The sequence below is a fragment of the Burkholderia diffusa genome (assembly GCF_001718315.1).
GTDB classification, from domain to species: domain Bacteria; phylum Pseudomonadota; class Gammaproteobacteria; order Burkholderiales; family Burkholderiaceae; genus Burkholderia; species Burkholderia diffusa_B.
Genome location: NZ_CP013364.1, coordinates 294,289 through 310,183 on the forward strand (window position 1 = coordinate 294,289; position 15,895 = coordinate 310,183).

Consider the following 15,895-nt stretch of genomic DNA (forward strand, 5'->3'; position numbering starts at 1 on the left):
GGCATTCGCACCGCACGCTTACGTGTGCAGCGTGGCGAACAACGGCGCCCAGAACGCGCGGCTTTCGTACGCCGTGGCATCGCAATCGGTGTCGAAACGAATCGCGATCGCGGCTTCGGCTTCGGTCAGCGGGTCGGCATGCTCGATCTGCCGGGCCAGCACCACGGTGTCGGCGTCGGACGCATCGCGTCCGCGTGCCGCCCGGGCCGCGACGCGCGCGGCGAGCGTCGCCCGACTCGCGGTGAAGTCGAGCATCGCGACGCGCACGCCAAGCCGTGCGGCGAGGGCAATGAATGCCGTCCGGTTGTGTCGGCGCAGGAACGTCGCGTCGACGATCGCCGTGTAGCCGCTGTCGAGAACCACGCGAGCCTCCGAAAGCAGTCTTTCGTAGATCTCGTCGATCGCCGTGTCCGAGTAGGCACCGGGGGACAGGCGCGTATTGTCCGCTGTACCAGCCAGGCGCTTGCGCTCGACGTCGCTGGACAACCGGATGGCGCCGAGTTGCGCGGCCAGTGCACGGCTGGCCAGCGATTTGCCCGAGCCGGAAACCCCGTGACACAACAGCAACGCCGGCTGCGCATCGCGTCGTGCAGCGGCCATCGCCGACGCAGTGCGCAGATAGCCGGCGCGCGCCGCTTCGTCGCCGCGCAGCCGGGCGGTCAGTGCGCGTACCAGCGCACGGTAGACGACGTAGCACGGCAGCACGCCCAGTGCCGCATGGTCGCCCGTGCGCGCCAGCCAGCCTGACAGCAGGCGGTGGGCGCAATCCTCGCGTCCGTGGGCCGAGAAATCCATCAGCGCGAATGCGAGATCGCTCGCCACGTCGATCCAGCGCAGCGCGTCGTCGAATTCGATGCAGTCGAACATCAGGATCCGGTTCCGCCAGCGCACGATGTTCTCGAGGTGCAGGTCGCCGTGACACGCACGCACGAAACCGAGCGCGTGCCGATCGGCGAGCATCGGCGCGATGCGGGTCAGTTCGGCTTCGTACCAGGCGCGCAGCGCGGCTTCGTCCGGTGCCGCGACGTCGAGCGTATCGAGCAACGGCCGGCACTGGGCCGCGACGCTCGCCGCGCTGCCGTGATGGCCGCGCGGCGCACGGCGCGGCGCACGCAGATGATGGTGGGCGAGCGTATCGGCGAGGGCATCCGCGTCCGCCAGACCGTCATCACGCGATGCGCTGCGAACCGACAACATCGCCTGCGCGTCGAACCGGCGCATGCGCACCACGTACTCGCCCGGCACCGTCCTTTGCCTGCGCCGGCGGCCGCCGATCGGCACCGGTGCAGCGAACGCGCATCGCCGGCCGTGCGCGACGAGCGGCCAGACACCCAGGTACAGCGGGCCGGCGAACGGTCGATTGAGCGCGCACTCCGCGAGCGCGCAGCGGCGCCGCTGCGCAGGCCGCATGAGATCGACGAAGGCGAAGCGCACCGGCTTGATGCGCTTGTACGCATAGCGTCCGGCCAGATAAACGACGGACAGGTGAGTTTCGATCCGCTCGATCCGGCCTGCGGGGTGGGGATAGGTGGTGGGTCTGCACATCGCGCGATCGAATTGCGTCGACGTTCGTCGTGCATTTGCGCGATTCAGCGCGAATCGGACATGCGGCGCTCGGGACATGATGAACGGTTGGGTCATATGGGGCGCGCGTATGTCTTGGCACACCGCCGGGTTGGATTCGAAACGAGCACGCACGTTCTCGTCTGCCCGATGCTGCAGTATCCGGCTGGCAGGCCAGGCGTGACCGGCTCGACGAATCCTATTGCAACCGACCAGGGCGCTTTCCGGCTTGATGCCAGTCAAGCGAGCCGCGCGACAGGGGCGCTTGACGCAGGTCAACGGCATTCACCGGAGCGGCAATACAGTCGGTTCCAGAGACAGCGTAAAGCGGCGCGCGACCATGCGCGGAATTAACGGCCTGGCGAGGCATTGACGATGAAACAACGGGCATTGGCGATGGGTGTGCTGCTCGCGCTGGGTGCATGTGCGGGGGCGGAGCGAACCGAGACATTCAGGACGATGGAAACACGGCTGCTTGCGATGCGCCAGGCCGCATCGCTGCAATGTTCGACCCCGTCCGAATGCGACCGGGCGTGGAGCCGCACCCGGCGCTACGTCCAGGATCATTCGTCGACCCGCATCACGCGATTCGGCACGGACCGGATCGAAACGGCGCAGCCGTATCTGGCTGGAGAAGTCTATCTTTGGGCATCGCGCGCGGAATCGGGCGGCGGCGGCTCGGTGATCCGGCTCAAGGCGATGTGCAAGGGCATGTATGACAGCAACGGCGGCCCGGGATGGCAATACGATGCGTGTGCCCGGAAGATCCTCGAAATAGAGCAAGGCTTCCGGGCGGACGAGAACCCGCCGAGCTAGCGGCGGATGCCGGCCAACGGCCGCCCGTTTCTTCTCGCGCCGGTTCGCAGCGGCTCCAAACCGTTGACCTCGGTCAACGCCCGCTTGCGGCGAGCACCGATGATGGAAGCGAATCCGAACGCCGCCGGCGCATCGGTTCATCAGCGAGGCTCGCATGTACACGAATATCATGGTTGCCACGGACGGCAGTCCTTCGGCGAATCAGGCGCTCGACGAAGGTCTCCGGATGGCCAGGTTATGCGGCGCCCGCCTGTTTGCCGTATTCGTCGTCGACAAATCCACGCTGTTCGCCTATGGCGGGCGCATGGAGCCCGAAGCGTTGCTCGACGAGATTCGGCGCCATGGCGCCGAGATCTTGCGAGACGCCGACCGGGCGATCTCGCGCGCGGCGGTCAACGGCGAAACGGAGATCATCGAGACCGATCTCGGCCAGGACGTCGCGGAGCGCCTGCAGCGCTACGTCGTCGATCATTCGATCGATCTGGCCGTGGTCGGCACGCACGGTCGACGTGGTGTCCGGCGGCTGGTGCTCGGCAGCGTCGCCGAACGCTTTCTTCGCGCATCGACTTGCCCGGTCCTGCTCGTGCGCGGCGAGGATACCTCTCCCGCCGCGGTCGCAGTGGCCTAGCGTCGCTGCCTCCCGGCACGCCACCCGCCCAGGTGATCATCATGCAGATATCGTTTCCCGCCGAACATCCGACGTATTGCGACCTCGATTCCGCGCTGTGCTTTCCGGCGCTCGTCGAAGGGCGCCGCGTGCGCTGCGCGATCACCTCGGCCGCGCTGGAAGATCACTTCCGCGCGGCGTCGCCTCGCGAGCAGGATCTCGTCGACGCCTTTGCGCGCCATCGTCCCGCCATCGAGCGCGCGGCTCGCCGTCTGCTCGAGGAAATTGGCGGGCGGCCGATCCTGCTCCACAGCGGCCATTTCCGGTTCTGTACGTAATCGACCGCCGCCCTTGACGCGCATCAAGCGCACGCCGGCGCGCGCAGGTACGCTGGATTCCGAAAGACCATTCGTCCCACGCGCGGCATGTGATGCCGCGCCATCCGATCTTCATTGCGGCCGATGCTGTCGGGACGAAAGCGCCGGTCGCATGTCACCGTATGAGGAGTGCGAACCATGAGCAATCTGACCCGTTACGATCCGTTTTCGATCGAACCCGTTTCCGACCTGTTCCAGGGGCTGTTCAGGCCGCTGCGCGGCATGACGCTTGCCGACGAACCCGATCTTGCATCGATGAAGATCGACGTCACCGAAAACGACAAGGCGTATACGGTCAACGCTGAACTACCCGGCGTCGCAAAGGACGACATCGACGTCCAGGTGACGGGCAATACCGTATCGATCAATGCGAAGATCGAACGCAACAACGAGCAGAAGGATGGCGAGCGCGTGATCCGGCGCGAGCGCTACAGCGGTGCGATCAGCCGCTCGTTCTCGCTGTCCGGCGAAATCGACGATGCGAACGCGACGGCGGCGTATCAGGATGGCGTGCTGTCGCTGACGCTGCCGAAGAAGGCGCCGGTCGGGCAGAAGAAACTCACGATCAGCTGATCGGACGACGGGCAACGGGCGATGCAGGCACGCATCGCCCATGGGGAGGATCCGGCGCGCGGAGCGATCCGCGCGCCGTTTCGTTGGCGCGACCGAATCTGCCCTCATGCATGCGACGGCATACTGCCGGGCCGATAGCCGACCGTCTGCGCGAGGATCGGCAGCTCGTCCTCGTTCAGCCGCAGCGCGTCGGCGAGCGTGCGGTGATTGATCCAGCCGCGCACGACCGTTCCGAGGCCGGCCGCCGCGCAGTAAAGCGAGACGTTCTGGGCGATGGCGCCGGCCGCGATCGCCGAGAACACGTCGCGTTGCTGCGGCGGCATGTCGAGTATCGCGGCCGTCCGGACGACGTAGACGAGATCCAGCGGCGCGCGGCCGACGAAGTCCTGATAACCGGTCAGGTTGCGTGCATCGACCGCGTGCTTCAGCACGAGCCGATGTGCGGGCGCATCGTAACGATAGACGCCATACGGCAGCGCGACGTAGATGTCGATTTCATTGAACGCATGCGCGGATGGGGCGGTCCGGCCGCCGCTCGCCGGGCGGTTGATGCCGTCCGCCGCCCACAGCATCGTGCCGAGCGTCGCCGGCGGGAGCGGTGTGGCGGCGAATTCGCGGGAGCTCATTCGGGTCGCGAGCGCCGCCATCAGCGGCACGTCGTTGTCGAGCATCGGGCGCGGCAGGTCGACGATCGCCGGCGACTCGCCCTCGGGCGACGCCGGCTGCATCACGGGCGCCGGCGAATAGGCCAACAGCTGCTGTTCGGTCATTCGAATCTCCTTGAAGCGTGATTGCGCGTGCCTGGAACGTCGCGCATCGGCGATTTCACGATAAGCGGGCCCGGCCGTATCGGCTTGATTTCCGTCAAGCCACGCACCGGCCAGCCATGAAGTGCGGCGAAGGGCATCCGTTGACCTGCATCAGCGAGCGGGTTCCGCGCGTGTGCAAATCTGGCTACGTGCGGCTCACAGGCACGCCGCGGCTCACAGGAGAGCAGACGATGAAAACCGACAAGCAGTTGAAGCAGGATGTCCAGGACGAACTGGAGTCCGACCCGTCGATCGATTCGACGCGCATCGGCGTCGAGGTGGCCGACCGGATCGTGACGCTTTCGGGGCACCCGCCGAGCTACGCGGAAAAGCTGGCGATCGAGCGCGCGGCGAACCGCGTGGCCGGTGTCAAGGCGCTCGTCGTGGACATGACCGTGCATCTGCCGGACGACGACGTGCGCACCGACGAGGACATCGCGAAAGCGGTGCGCTCGGTGCTGCACTGGACGGTCGGCCTGCATGACGATGCGGTCAAGGTGCAGGTCGAACGCGGCTGGATCACGTTGTCCGGCAAGGTCGACTGGGCGTATCAGAGCCACTTGGCCGTGCGCGCGATCTCGCAGATGCGCAGCGTGACGGGCGTGACCGATCACATCGCGGTGCAGGGGACGGTCGGTTCGGACGATATCGGCGGCAATATCAAGCGCGCGATCATGCGCCACGCGGAGCGCGAGGCGAAGCACATCGCGATCGACGTGCACGACGGTACCGTGCGGCTGTCCGGCAAGGTCGGTTCGTTCTCCGAACGCAAGGCCGTGCGCGGGGCCGCGTGGTCGGCGCGCGGCGTGCGTGCCGTCGTCGATGACCTGGTGGTCGAGTAAGGCCGGCAGCCGGATGGGCAGTCCACGGAGATCCAGGAGGGCAGTCGGATGACACTTTCGGGTGAACTTCACGAAGCGGACTGGTCGGTCGCGATCGAGACGGTCGCGGCCGAAGCCGGCGGCTTCCGCTGCCGGATCCACGTCGCGCTCAGATCGCCGGACGGCATGTGCGAGCGGACGTTCGCACACTCCAGGACGCATGCAACCGAGCGCGAAGCCGCGATCGACGCGCTGCGCGCGGGGATGACGTGGATCGAGATGAAGAAGTCGAACACCTTCACGATCTGAACCGTGCATCGCAGGGCGGGGCGCAGCGGCGAACGCGCCGGTCCCGTCGCGCGATGCGCGATGCGGCTGCCCCGCGTCGATTCGCGCGGCGATCGTCTACCGCGTCTTGCGGGAGACGCGCCGGCGCTGCGCGCGCTTTCTCTTGCAGCTGCGTGCATGTCGGTCCGGTGGCCGAACATGACGGGCAACCGCATCGGTGACGGTCGGAAAGAAGCTGGCCGCGCCGAACACGTCGAACAGGCCGTAGGCGCGCAGGCGATCCTTCACCGGCCCCTTCATCTCCGCGAAATTCATTTCGATGCCGCGCTCCTCGAGTTCCTTGTGCAGCGCCACGAGCCGATCCGCGGCGCTGACGTCGATGTCGGTGACGGGCTCGGCGGCGACCACGATGCGCGTGACCGGGCCCGCCGCTTGTGCGATCGCGGCGTCCAGATGCTCGCAGAAGATCTCGACGTTCGCATAGAAGAGTGGCGCATCCCAGCGAAACAGCACGAGCCCGTGCGTTTGCACGGCGTCGGGATGGCGCGCGATGTCGTGATAGCCGCGCACGCCCGTCAGCCGGCCCAGCACCGCGTCGTACGGATGCCAGGCCCGCCAGACGAACGACAGCAGCGACAGCGCGCTGGCGAGCAGGATGCCGGGTACGACGCCCAGGGCAATCACGCCCGCGAAGCACAGCATCGAGATCAGGCATTCGCCCCGGCGCATCCGGTACAGCCGCACGACGCTGCGCACGTCGGCGATGCCGAACGCCGCATAGATGACGACAGCGGCCAATGCGGTGCGCGGGACGAACGTGAGCAGCATCGGCGCGGCAATGAGCAGAATCGCGATGCACGCGGCCGCGACGACATTCGTGATCTGGCTCTGCGCGCCCGCGGCGATCGCGACCGGTGTGCGGGACGCGCTGCTGCTGACCGCGCAGCCCTGCGTCACGCCGGCGAGCAGATTGGCGGCGCCCAGTGCGATCAGCTCCTGGTTGCGGTCCGGCGCATCGCCCGCCCGCGCGGAAAGTGCGCGCGACAGCATGCTGATGTCGGCGAACGACACCAGCGCCACCGCGACCGCGCCGGACGCGAGCGCGCCCACATCGGCAAGCGAGACGGCCGGCAGGTGCGGCGCAGGCAGGCCGCCGGGCAACGCGCCGACCGTCGCGACGCCGTGCAACGGCGACAGGCGAGCGACGAGCGTTGCCGCCAGCACGGCGATCAATATGGCGGGCCAGCGTGGCGTCACGCGTTTGATCAGGAAGATGGCCGCCAGCACCGCGACGCCGAGCAGACCGGCAGCGATGGAAAAACGGCCGTCGACGAAGGCATGCACGACGCGCGTCAGGCTGGAAAAGACGTCGCTGCCCGACACGGGCATGCCGAAGAGTTCGGGCAGCCGCCCGACCACGAGCGCGATGGCGATGCCGTTCAGGTAACCGTACTGGATCGGGCGTGACAACAGATCGGTGACGAAGCCGAGACCGAGTGCACCGAGCAGGATGCAGATTGCGCCGGCCGACAGCGCCAGCGCGCCGGACAGCGCGATCGCGCGCTGGGGGTCATGAGCGGCGAGCGGAGCAATGGCGCCCGCGATCAGCGCCGCCAGCGCGGAATCCGGGCCGAGCACGAGGATCCGGCTCGGGCCGAGCAGCGCATACGCGAGCAATGCCGTGATCGACGCATAAAGGCCCGTGATGGCGGGCAGCCCGGCTGCCTGCGCATAGCTCATGCCGACCGGCACCAGGACGGCCGAAAGCGCGATCCCCGCATACAGGTCGCGCGAAAACCACGCGCGCCGATAGTTCGAGAGCAGCGCGACGCCCGGGAGCATGCGCACGATCCGTCCGGATAACGGGCGGTTCATCGCGGCTTTCGCGGGAAGGTCGGGACGACAGGATTGCCTTGCCCCGACACGCAGGCGTTCATCGGAATATGGCCGCCCCCGAATGGACGCGCGAAACCGCGCGGCGACAAGGGCCGTCGCACCGGCGACGGATACCGAGGCTCGACGCCGGGACGCCGCGCATCACGCCACCTTGAGCGCGGAAAGCTGCAGCGCCTGTGCGAAGCGGGCCAGCGTGGCGACCGATCCCGTCACGCTTTCATACCGCTCGCGGCCGATCTGCCCGTCCAGTATCACCAGCATGCCGGCGTCTCGGGCGAGTGCGACAAGCGCCAGCGTGTCGAGCGCGGCTGTGCCGGACGTGCCGGACGTGGCGGACGTGGCGGCCCGCATCTCCGAATCGGAACGATAGTCGGCGTGTGACATGACGTCTCTCCTGGTTGTTGTGCGATCGGTATGCCGGCGGGCCGGTATCCATGGCTTCAGTATCGTTGTCGCGCGCCCGCGATTCAATCAGCCGGTCCCGAAGTCGCGGTAGGAATCACGCACGCGTCGTGGGCGGATTCCTACATGGCGCGTGACTTCGACGACGCCTTGCAGCTTGCCGGCGCGCGTTCCCGACGCCGCGCATACCAGCTGCCGATCGCGTGCCAGATCGCCGTGGCGGATTCGCAATACGTGAACAGTTCCAGATCGCGCCGGTCGATCATCCCTTCGTCCGCGAGAAACGCGAGGTCGACCGCGCGGCGCCAGTACGCCTCGCCGACCAGGATGACCGGCAGCGGCGCGATCTTGCGCGTCTGCAGCAGGGTCAGCACCTCGAACAGCTCGTCGAATGTGCCGTAGCCGCCGGGGAAGAAGACGGCCGCCTTCGCGCGCTCGAGCAGGTGCAGCTTGCGGATCGCGAAATAGTGAAACCGGAAGCAGAGATCCGGCGTGATGTACGGATTCGGCGCCTGTTCGCGCGGCAGTTCGATATTGAAGCCGATGCTCGGCGCGCCACGCTCGTAGGCGCCGCGATTGGCGGCCTCCATGATCCCGGGCCCGCCCCCGGTGACGATGGCGAGCCGCGCGGTGCGCGTGCACCGGTCGGCATGGGCGACGATGCGCCCGAACTCGCGCGCGACGCGGTAATACACACTCTGTTCGACGAGCCGGCTGGCGATCGCGACGGCGCGCCGCCGGCTCGCGTCGTGCGGACGCTGGGCGAGCAGGCGATTCGCCTCGTCCAGCCGCGCGTTCGCGACCGACGGCGCGACGATGCGCGTGCTGCCGTAGATCACGACCGCATGGCCGATCCGTTCGTTCTGCAGGCGCTCCTCGGCTTTCCAGTAGTCGAGTTGCAGCCGGATGCCGCGCATGCCCGAGCCCTGCAGAAGGGTTGCGTCTTCGTCGGCCGGTGTGCGGCTCGGGCTTGGGGTGACGCGCCGCGCGCGGCGCGAGACGGGCTGGATGGCGTTCTTGCGGACGGCGGCATCGTGCTTCGCGCGTAGCCGTTTGCCGCGCCCCTTCGCGATCGTCGCAACGCGAACGGGACGACGGCGTGCGTCGCCTTTTGCCGTGCCGGCGGGAGCGCGTTTGGCGGGAGTCGACATCGATGGAAGCGCCGCGCGACGGTCACTGGCTCAGCACCCATTGCACGAGCCGATGCGCGTCGTCGGCAGACAGCGGCCCGCCGCGATCGATGGCCGACGGCATCGGCGTGTCGCCCCAGTGCACCCGGCCGCCGACGCGCAGCTTGCGTTCCAGCTCCGCGGCGGCACGCGGATCGCCGCGATAGCGTTCGGCGATCTCGTGAAACGATGGTCCGAGGAACGTCATGTCGGGCGTATGACAGAACATGCAGTGCTGCGCATTGACGAGTTCGGTCGGCTCGGGCACGGTCGTCTGCGCGGCGGCCATGCCGGCCGTCAAGGCGATCACGCAGAGGGCGGCGGCACGGATGATGCTCATGTTCGTTTCCTCGTCGGGATCAGGAGAAGGAGACCACTTCATCGAGCGGACGGCGCGGCGAATGCGGCGTATGCGGACCGCGTCCGACGCGCAGCAGCAACTGCGGCTCGCCGCGCAGCCCGAGCATGTGGCGCAGGTGGGCACGCAACCCGGCCGTCTCGATCGGCTGGTTCAGGTACGACGCGGTATAACCGGCGCGCGTCGCGACGAGCAGGATGCGCTCGAGCGCCTGGCCGGCGGCGAGCCACGCTTCGCGATCGTCTCGCACGGTCGCGATGCACACGATCAACGGCGATGCGCCGACGAGCTGGTGATGCAGCGCGGCCAGCCCGTTGCCGAGATCGAAGGTTCGTACCGCCATCGTCGCGACCGGTGCGGCGAAATCCAGCAACGTCGGCACGCCGGCAGCGAACGCCGGCATGCCGTCGACGTGCCGGCGCGGATCGATCCAGCTCGCCAACTCGCGCCGGAAGCGCGGGTCCGCGAACTGCTGACGGTCGGCCTCCGCCACCAGCTCGGCGACGCGTGCGCGATGCGCGATCGAGTCGACGCACGCGACGTCGGCGCCTTCCGCGACGCCGGCCGCGATCAACTCATGCTGGACTTCGTCCGGCACGGCGGTCGATTCGAATGGCGCACGCGTCGTGACGCGTTCCGGAATCGCATCGAACAGCGTGCCGAGGGATACATCGGAATAGCCGTCGTCGCAGACCCGGACGAGCGCCAGCAGATCGGGGTCGACCTCGGAAGGAAACGTCCTGATCGTGTGGGCGAGCCCGGCATGATCGAGCGCGACACGCAGGTTGAGCAACGCGGCGCCGCAGCTGATGATCAGTTCGCGATCGAACGGATCGACCACGGGCAATGCGCGAACGCGGTCCGCGCATACGGAAATCGTCGCGCCGTTGACCAGGAAGCGCCACGGCTGGGAGTTGTGGCTGGACGGAGCCAGCACCGCGTAGCCCAGCAACTCCCGCAACTGATGGTCGGGATGGGCGCTTGCGGCAAGCGGGGGAACGGATATCATCGATCATCTCCAGGTTGCCGCGCGGGCGGCATCACGCCACCTCATCGTGTCAGCAACCGTCCGGCGGGCGTTGACCCACGTCAAGCGCCCGTCATCGGACGAGACACGCGCGGCGGCCGACGGCTAGCCTTGGAACGTGTAGCGCGCGACACCGGTCGCGCAGGGAGGCGAGCATGCTTGCGATGATGTTTGACGGCACGACACCGCAGTTGCGCGAATCGCACGTGCCGGATCCGTCGCCCGCGGCGGGCCAGTTGCTGATCGACGTACACGCATGCGGCGTGTGCCGGACGGATCTTCACGTGGTCGACGGCGAGCTTGCACGCCCGAAGCTGCCGCTGATTCCGGGGCACGAAATCGTCGGCACGGTGCGCCGGCTGGGCGAAGGCGTGACGGGCTTCGCCGTGAGCGATCGGGTAGGCGTTCCGTGGCTGGGGTCGACCTGCGGGCATTGCGCGTATTGCACGTCCGGTCGCGAGAACTTGTGCGACAGCCCCGGTTTCACCGGCTATACGATCGACGGCGGCTATGCCGAACGCGTGGTTGCAGATCACCGCTATTGCGTGCATCTGCCGCAACGCTATGCCGATCTGGAGGCGGCGCCGCTTCTGTGCGCCGGCCTGATCGGTTATCGAACCTTGCGCATGGCGGGCGACGCGCGCCGCATCGGCATCTACGGTTTCGGTGCGGCGGCCCATCTCGTCGCGCAGGTCGCGCATGCCGAAGGCCGCAAGGTGTTCGCGCTGACGAAGCCCGGCGACACGGCGGCGCAGCGGCTCGCGCTGTCGCTGGGAGCCGCGTGGGCCGGCGGCAGCGACGAAGCGCCGCCGGAGCCGCTCGATGCCGCGCTGATTTTCGCGCCGGTGGGCGCCCTGGTGCCGGCCGCGCTGCGCGCGGTCGACAAAGGCGGGATCGTCGTGTGCGGCGGCATTCACATGAGCGACATCCCGGGCTTTCCGTACGCGTGGCTGTGGGGCGAGCGCCGCATCGCGTCGGTGGCCAACCTCACGCGCGCGGACGCGGTCGAATTCATGCGGATCGCCGCCGCGATGCCGCTGCGGGTCGACGCAGTGCGCTACGCGCTGACCGATGCGAACCGCGCGCTCGACGACTTGCGCGGCGGGCGCGTATCGGGCGCCGCCGTGCTTGCCATGCGCGGTTGATCCGCCTGGCGGATCCGCGGCGCGCTCAGATCTGCCGCAGGCCGTCCGAATCGACGATCCGGATCTGCTTGCCCTGCGCCGCGACGAGCCCCTTGTGCTGGAACTTCGACAACATGCGGCTGACCGTTTCGAGCTTCATCCCGAGATATTCGCCGATCTCGTCGCGCGTCATCCGCAGCACGAATTCCGCAGCCGAGTAACCGCGCGCCTTGAAGCGTGCGGAGAGATTCAGCAGGAACGCGGCCACCCGCTGCTCGGCGCTCATCGTACCAAGCAGGAGCATCTGGGAGGATTCGCGCACGATCTCGCCGCTCATCATCTGATACACGTGATGCTGCATCGGCCGCACTTCGCGGCACATCTGCTCGAGCTGGCCGAACGGGATGATGCAGACCGTGCTGTCCTCGAGCGCGATCGCGTCGCCGTTGTGGTGCCCGGTGTGCACGCCGTCGAGCCCGAGCGATTCGCCGACGATCTGGAAGCCGGTGATCTGCTCGTTGCCGTCGCGATGCATCACGATGGTCTTGAATGATCCGGTTCTCACCGCATAGATGCTGTTGAATCCGTCGCCCGCGCGAAACAGCGTTTCGCCGCGCCTGACGTGTCGCGTCGTGCAGATCATCGCGTCGACGCGCGCGAAATCGTCGGGCGAAAGATCGGGCGGCAGGCAGACGGTACGCAATGAGCACGTCGAACAGCGGGACGCGGCGCGCTTGGGCTGATCCGCCGGTTCGACGGGATGCAGCGGGATGAACGGGCGTAACGGCATGGTCGTCGAGACTTCGGCACTGCTCTGCATGATCGGCTCCAGTTCGGGGGCAGCGGCGGTCCGCCGTCGGGCGGTGGCGCGCTGGCCGTTGTACCGGCGGCCTTGGTCTCTGCCGCCTTCCTGTCGGGAAAGCCCCACCGGGCGCGCCGGAAGACCGATGCGCCGGTCTCGACGATGATGTTGCCCTTGCTCCGGAAGGCTCGCTGGTTCGTTTTTCTTGATGTGCAGTATGGATGTTGCGCGACGTCAAGAAAATCAGCCGGAATTGAAGTTGCAGTAGGTGATAGGGAAGTCTTGTAGGTGGTTTCCTACAGGGGCGCGGCAACTTGTCGCGAGCATCGCGGGCGTGCGCCCGACGCTCATGGCGGGCGTGGCGTCGCCGCGCCGGTCGGGCCTTCGCCACGGATGCCACCTCGACATCCGGGCGGCGACGCCACTGCGCCCGATGCCGCCGTCAGAGCTCGTCCGGGTCCTCGAACAGCTTGTGGCGCATCGCGTAGCGCACGAGTGCCGTGTCGTTCGGCAGCTGCATCTTTTCGAGGATCCGCGTCTTGTACGTGCTGACGGTCTTCACGCTGACGCAGAGCGCCTGCGCGATTTCGGAAATCGACTCGCCGGTGGTGACGCGCCGGAAGACGTCGAACTCGCGGTCGGACAGGCGCTGATGCGGCAGGAGATCGGTCGGCTCGTTCAGGCTCTGCGCGAACTGCTCGGCCATGGTCAGGCTGACGTAGACGCCGCCGGCCGCGATCTTGGTCAATGCGGCGACCAGTTCGGCGCTGGCACTTTCCTTGGTCATGTAGCCCGAGGCGCCCGCGCGGAATGCGCGCACCGCATATTGCTGTTCGGCATGCATCGTCAGCACGAGGATATGCAGTCCCGGCTTCTCGTCCTTGATCTGCTTGATGAGTTCGACGCCGTTGCGGCCGGGCATCGACAGGTCGAGCACCAGCACGCTGGCCTCCGTGTCGCGCATGAGCGCGATGGTCGACGCACTGTCCTGCGCTTCGCCGACGACCTCGAAACCGCTCGCGTTCTGGAGAATGTGCCGAAGACCGTCCCTGACGAGTGCGTGGTCGTCGGCGATGAGTACCCTGATCATGACAGCACATCTCCTTGCTGGATGGCGTGAAGCGGCAGCGCCACGGTGATCGTGAATCCCTCTCCCGGCCGGTTGTCGATCGTCACCGTACCCTCGAGCATGTGCGCGCGCTCACGGATGCCGATCAGGCCGAACGACGGGCGGTCCTGCACGGTGCCGGCGTGCTCGGGCGCGCCGTGACCGTTGTCCGCGATGCGCAGCATGCAATATCCGTCTTCCACTTTCAATGCCAGCGTCACGTTCGTTGCATCCGAGTGTCGCGCGACGTTGGTCAGCGCCTCCTGCACGATGCGGAACAGCGTGGTCGCGCCGGTGCCGGTGAACGCGGTATCGACGGGCGGCAGCTCACGTTCGACCGTGATCCGGTAGCGGCGCGTGAAATCGTTTGCAAGCCATTCGATCGCCGGGACGAGGCCCAGGTCGTCGAGCATCACCGGCCGCAGATCGGCCGCGATGCGCCGCACCGACGCAACGATCGAATCGATCAGGCGATGCATGCCGCCCAACTGCTCGCGCGTGCCGGTGTTGGGGGCGACATCACCCGCAAGCCCCAGCTCGACGGCCGAGAGGTCCATCTTGAGCGCGGTGAGTTGCTGGCCGAGGTCGTCATGCAATTCGCGCGCGATGCGGGTTTTCTCTTCTTCCCGCACGTTCTGCAGGTTGGCGGACAGGTCGCGCAGTTCCTCGCGCGACTGCTTGAGGGCATTTTCCGCGCGCACCCGCTCGGTCACGTCGCGCAGCATGACCGTGTACAGCTTGCCGGCGCCGTCGCGAATCTGCGAGATCGACGCCTCGATCGGAAATTCGGTGCCGTCGCCGCGCAGGCCGAACAGCACGCGTTGCCGCCCCATCTGACGCTCCGACACGCCCGTCACACCGAACTGCTCGACGTGTCGCGCGTGTGCGGCACGGAAGCGCTCGGGGATGAAACGGGACAGGGGCGCGCCGACCGCCTCCATCGCGGAGACGCCGAACACCTGTTCGGCGGCCGGGTTGAAGATCACGATCGTCTGGTTTTCGTCGACGGTGATGATGGCCTCCATCGACGACCGGATGATGCCCATCATCCGCGCCTCGGTGGGTTGGCTGCCGCCGGCGGGTGTACCGGCGAGCCCGCGCTTCGCGACGACCTGCTGCACGAGCGCGGCCAGCGTCAGCGAGAGCACGGTGCCGGCCAGCAGGACCGCCATCATGACGCCGGCCGTATCGGCGCGCGGCGCGCTGTAGCGCAGCGAGAGCGGCGTGCCGCCGAACGTCAGGGAATCGGTTCGCCGGAGCATGTCGCTGGCGGCGGTCGAGTCCCCGACGCCGAAGCCTCCGGAATACACCGGCGCGGCCGGGTCGTCGGCCGTGATTTCCAGGTGCAACCGATCGAGAACGGACGAATCGACGAGGCGATCCGCATTCAGCGCGGCAAAAACGTACCCGATGGCCGTCGCGTGCCGCGGCACGGACGAAGCAATATCTTCAGCGTTCGCATAAATCGGCAGGTACAGCGTCAGCTCCGTCCGGGCGATCGTCGCATCGGTGCTGTCCTGGATCGCATTCGCGGCGAGCGCGACCCTGCCGGTTTCCGCCGCGCGCTGCAGCGCTTGCCGGGTCGCCTGATTGTCCTCCGCCGCGCTCGGCTCGATTCTCCCGAGATTGCGGACTGGCGACTGCAATCCGTCCAGATTCAGACTGGCGAGATAGCGGCGCCACGCAGCTCCCGATTGCGGCGCGGGCAAGTTCGACGCGAAGCCGCGCGCGCTGCGCAATACGGCTGCCGCGCCGAGGAGCGTGCGCTGAAGGTCGGCCTTCGCGAGTGTCGCGGTTTGCTCGAACCTCGCCTGGGCGGCGTGCCGTGCCTCGTTCTGCAGTATCCGGGATGCCGCAAACGTTGCAGTCAGGCCAAGCGCCAGCGTCAGCAGCGCGGCCATCGCTGCATATCGCGCGGGCCGGATCCGGTGCGACGCCGGCCCGGCCCTGAAAGGGGGCGAATTCGATGTCATTGCCGTTCATCCTGACGGACTTCGTCGGTGGCTGGCTGGCGGCGGGCCGAACGCGAGGCACGAACAGCGGGGCGGGCCGCAACTGCGATATTGCACTAAATTGTGCGCGGTTTCCCGACGTTCGCCAATCGGGACCGACGCGTACGGACGGCGCCGTGCGCGCTTGATGCGCGTCAACGGAA

At 67.5% G+C, this 15,895-nt stretch carries 17 protein-coding genes; 7 read left to right on the plus strand and 10 right to left on the minus strand.

The genetic code is table 11. The features are described from left to right. Positions 1-18 precede the first annotated feature (18 nt). Positions 19-1,623, minus strand: coding sequence for an AAA family ATPase (locus WI26_RS28085; RefSeq protein WP_069228021.1), 1,605 nt, complete (start codon positions 1,621-1,623; stop codon positions 19-21). 315 nt (positions 1,624-1,938) lie between these two features. Between WI26_RS28085 and WI26_RS28090 the strand changes: the two genes are divergently transcribed. The 4 genes from WI26_RS28090 to WI26_RS28105 all read left to right on the plus strand — a co-directional run bounded on the left by WI26_RS28090 (position 1,939) and on the right by WI26_RS28105 (position 3,936). After that, complete coding sequence (locus WI26_RS28090) at positions 1,939-2,379, plus strand: hypothetical protein (protein WP_059504994.1); 441 nt, start codon at positions 1,939-1,941, stop codon at positions 2,377-2,379. 154 nt (positions 2,380-2,533) lie between these two features. Further along, positions 2,534-3,007, plus strand: coding sequence for a universal stress protein (locus WI26_RS28095; protein WP_069228022.1), 474 nt, complete (start codon positions 2,534-2,536; stop codon positions 3,005-3,007). 41 nt (positions 3,008-3,048) lie between these two features. Next, positions 3,049-3,324 carry a DUF1488 domain-containing protein gene (locus WI26_RS28100; protein WP_059511410.1) on the plus strand — a complete coding sequence of 92 codons (276 nt, stop codon included), beginning with the start codon at positions 3,049-3,051 and terminating at the stop codon, positions 3,322-3,324. A 177-nt stretch (positions 3,325-3,501) separates the two neighbouring features. Continuing rightward, positions 3,502-3,936, plus strand: a complete 435-nt coding sequence (locus tag WI26_RS28105) for an Hsp20/alpha crystallin family protein (RefSeq protein ID WP_059504988.1) — start codon at positions 3,502-3,504, stop codon at positions 3,934-3,936. 104 nt (positions 3,937-4,040) lie between these two features. On the opposite strand, the gene WI26_RS28110 is transcribed toward WI26_RS28105, so the two are convergent. Then, on the minus strand, positions 4,041-4,706 hold the full coding sequence (locus WI26_RS28110; RefSeq protein ID WP_059504986.1) for a nitroreductase family protein: 666 nt from the start codon (positions 4,704-4,706) through the stop codon (positions 4,041-4,043). A 230-nt stretch (positions 4,707-4,936) separates the two neighbouring features. On the opposite strand from WI26_RS28110, the gene WI26_RS28115 reads away from it, so the two are divergent. Together WI26_RS28115 and WI26_RS28120 are read left to right on the plus strand one after the other, a co-directional pair. Beyond that, a complete protein-coding gene (locus WI26_RS28115) occupies positions 4,937-5,587 on the plus strand; it encodes a BON domain-containing protein (protein WP_059504984.1) in 651 nt (216 codons plus the stop codon). A gap of 48 nt (positions 5,588-5,635) precedes the next feature. Further along, on the plus strand, positions 5,636-5,875 hold the full coding sequence (locus WI26_RS28120; protein ID WP_059504981.1) for a hypothetical protein: 240 nt from the start codon (positions 5,636-5,638) through the stop codon (positions 5,873-5,875). A 96-nt stretch (positions 5,876-5,971) separates the two neighbouring features. On the opposite strand, the gene WI26_RS28125 is transcribed toward WI26_RS28120, so the two are convergent. The 5 genes from WI26_RS28125 to WI26_RS28145 form a co-directional block, all read right to left on the minus strand. Beyond that, on the minus strand, positions 5,972-7,729 hold the full coding sequence (locus WI26_RS28125; protein ID WP_069228023.1) for a SulP family inorganic anion transporter: 1,758 nt from the start codon (positions 7,727-7,729) through the stop codon (positions 5,972-5,974). Between the two features lie 162 nt (positions 7,730-7,891). Beyond that, a complete protein-coding gene (locus WI26_RS28130) occupies positions 7,892-8,134 on the minus strand; it encodes a hypothetical protein (protein ID WP_069228024.1) in 243 nt (80 codons plus the stop codon). Between the two features lie 140 nt (positions 8,135-8,274). Beyond that, positions 8,275-9,303 carry an LOG family protein gene (locus WI26_RS28135; RefSeq protein ID WP_060245347.1) on the minus strand — a complete coding sequence of 343 codons (1,029 nt, stop codon included), beginning with the start codon at positions 9,301-9,303 and terminating at the stop codon, positions 8,275-8,277. 22 nt (positions 9,304-9,325) lie between these two features. Further along, positions 9,326-9,661, minus strand: coding sequence for a c-type cytochrome (locus WI26_RS28140; protein WP_059504972.1), 336 nt, complete (start codon positions 9,659-9,661; stop codon positions 9,326-9,328). 19 nt (positions 9,662-9,680) lie between these two features. Next, a complete protein-coding gene (locus WI26_RS28145; RefSeq protein WP_069228025.1) occupies positions 9,681-10,688 on the minus strand; it encodes an Acg family FMN-binding oxidoreductase in 1,008 nt (335 codons plus the stop codon). Between the two features lie 173 nt (positions 10,689-10,861). Between WI26_RS28145 and WI26_RS28150 the strand changes: the two genes are divergently transcribed. Continuing rightward, positions 10,862-11,851 (plus strand): zinc-dependent alcohol dehydrogenase family protein, encoded by a 990-nt coding sequence (locus WI26_RS28150; protein ID WP_069228026.1) that lies wholly within the window; start codon positions 10,862-10,864, stop codon positions 11,849-11,851. Positions 11,852-11,876: 25 nt separating this feature from the next. Here WI26_RS28150 and fnr read toward each other — a convergent pair whose 3' ends face one another. The 3 genes from fnr to WI26_RS28165 all read right to left on the minus strand — a co-directional run bounded on the left by fnr (position 11,877) and on the right by WI26_RS28165 (position 15,713). After that, complete coding sequence (fnr, locus tag WI26_RS28155; protein WP_059504965.1) at positions 11,877-12,650, minus strand: fumarate/nitrate reduction transcriptional regulator Fnr; 774 nt, start codon at positions 12,648-12,650, stop codon at positions 11,877-11,879. A 424-nt stretch (positions 12,651-13,074) separates the two neighbouring features. Beyond that, positions 13,075-13,722 carry a response regulator transcription factor gene (locus WI26_RS28160; RefSeq protein ID WP_059504963.1) on the minus strand — a complete coding sequence of 216 codons (648 nt, stop codon included), beginning with the start codon at positions 13,720-13,722 and terminating at the stop codon, positions 13,075-13,077. After that, positions 13,719-15,713, minus strand: coding sequence for a PAS domain S-box protein (locus tag WI26_RS28165; RefSeq protein ID WP_069228027.1), 1,995 nt, complete (start codon positions 15,711-15,713; stop codon positions 13,719-13,721). The genes WI26_RS28160 and WI26_RS28165 overlap by 4 nt, the downstream gene beginning before the upstream one ends. Positions 15,714-15,895 lie beyond the last annotated feature (182 nt).

Excerpts from the sequence above, each read along its gene's own strand:
- WI26_RS28085 (WP_069228021.1), bottom strand. The coding sequence starts at position 1,623 with ATGTCCCGAGCGCCGCATGTCCGATTCGCGCTGAATCGCGCAAATGCA.
- WI26_RS28090 (WP_059504994.1), top strand. The coding sequence starts at position 1,939 with ATGAAACAACGGGCATTGGCGATGGGTGTGCTGCTCGCGCTGGGTGCA.
- WI26_RS28095 (WP_069228022.1), top strand. The coding sequence starts at position 2,534 with ATGTACACGAATATCATGGTTGCCACGGACGGCAGTCCTTCGGCGAAT.
- WI26_RS28100 (WP_059511410.1), top strand. The coding sequence starts at position 3,049 with ATGCAGATATCGTTTCCCGCCGAACATCCGACGTATTGCGACCTCGAT.
- WI26_RS28105 (WP_059504988.1), top strand. The coding sequence starts at position 3,502 with ATGAGCAATCTGACCCGTTACGATCCGTTTTCGATCGAACCCGTTTCC.
- WI26_RS28110 (WP_059504986.1), bottom strand. The coding sequence starts at position 4,706 with ATGACCGAACAGCAGCTGTTGGCCTATTCGCCGGCGCCCGTGATGCAG.
- WI26_RS28115 (WP_059504984.1), top strand. The coding sequence starts at position 4,937 with ATGAAAACCGACAAGCAGTTGAAGCAGGATGTCCAGGACGAACTGGAG.
- WI26_RS28120 (WP_059504981.1), top strand. The coding sequence starts at position 5,636 with ATGACACTTTCGGGTGAACTTCACGAAGCGGACTGGTCGGTCGCGATC.
- WI26_RS28125 (WP_069228023.1), bottom strand. The coding sequence starts at position 7,729 with ATGAACCGCCCGTTATCCGGACGGATCGTGCGCATGCTCCCGGGCGTC.
- WI26_RS28130 (WP_069228024.1), bottom strand. The coding sequence starts at position 8,134 with ATGTCACACGCCGACTATCGTTCCGATTCGGAGATGCGGGCCGCCACG.
- WI26_RS28135 (WP_060245347.1), bottom strand. The coding sequence starts at position 9,303 with ATGTCGACTCCCGCCAAACGCGCTCCCGCCGGCACGGCAAAAGGCGAC.
- WI26_RS28140 (WP_059504972.1), bottom strand. The coding sequence starts at position 9,661 with ATGAGCATCATCCGTGCCGCCGCCCTCTGCGTGATCGCCTTGACGGCC.
- WI26_RS28145 (WP_069228025.1), bottom strand. The coding sequence starts at position 10,688 with ATGATATCCGTTCCCCCGCTTGCCGCAAGCGCCCATCCCGACCATCAG.
- WI26_RS28150 (WP_069228026.1), top strand. The coding sequence starts at position 10,862 with ATGCTTGCGATGATGTTTGACGGCACGACACCGCAGTTGCGCGAATCG.
- fnr (WP_059504965.1), bottom strand. The coding sequence starts at position 12,650 with ATGCAGAGCAGTGCCGAAGTCTCGACGACCATGCCGTTACGCCCGTTC.
- WI26_RS28160 (WP_059504963.1), bottom strand. The coding sequence starts at position 13,722 with ATGATCAGGGTACTCATCGCCGACGACCACGCACTCGTCAGGGACGGT.
- WI26_RS28165 (WP_069228027.1), bottom strand. The coding sequence starts at position 15,713 with ATGACATCGAATTCGCCCCCTTTCAGGGCCGGGCCGGCGTCGCACCGG.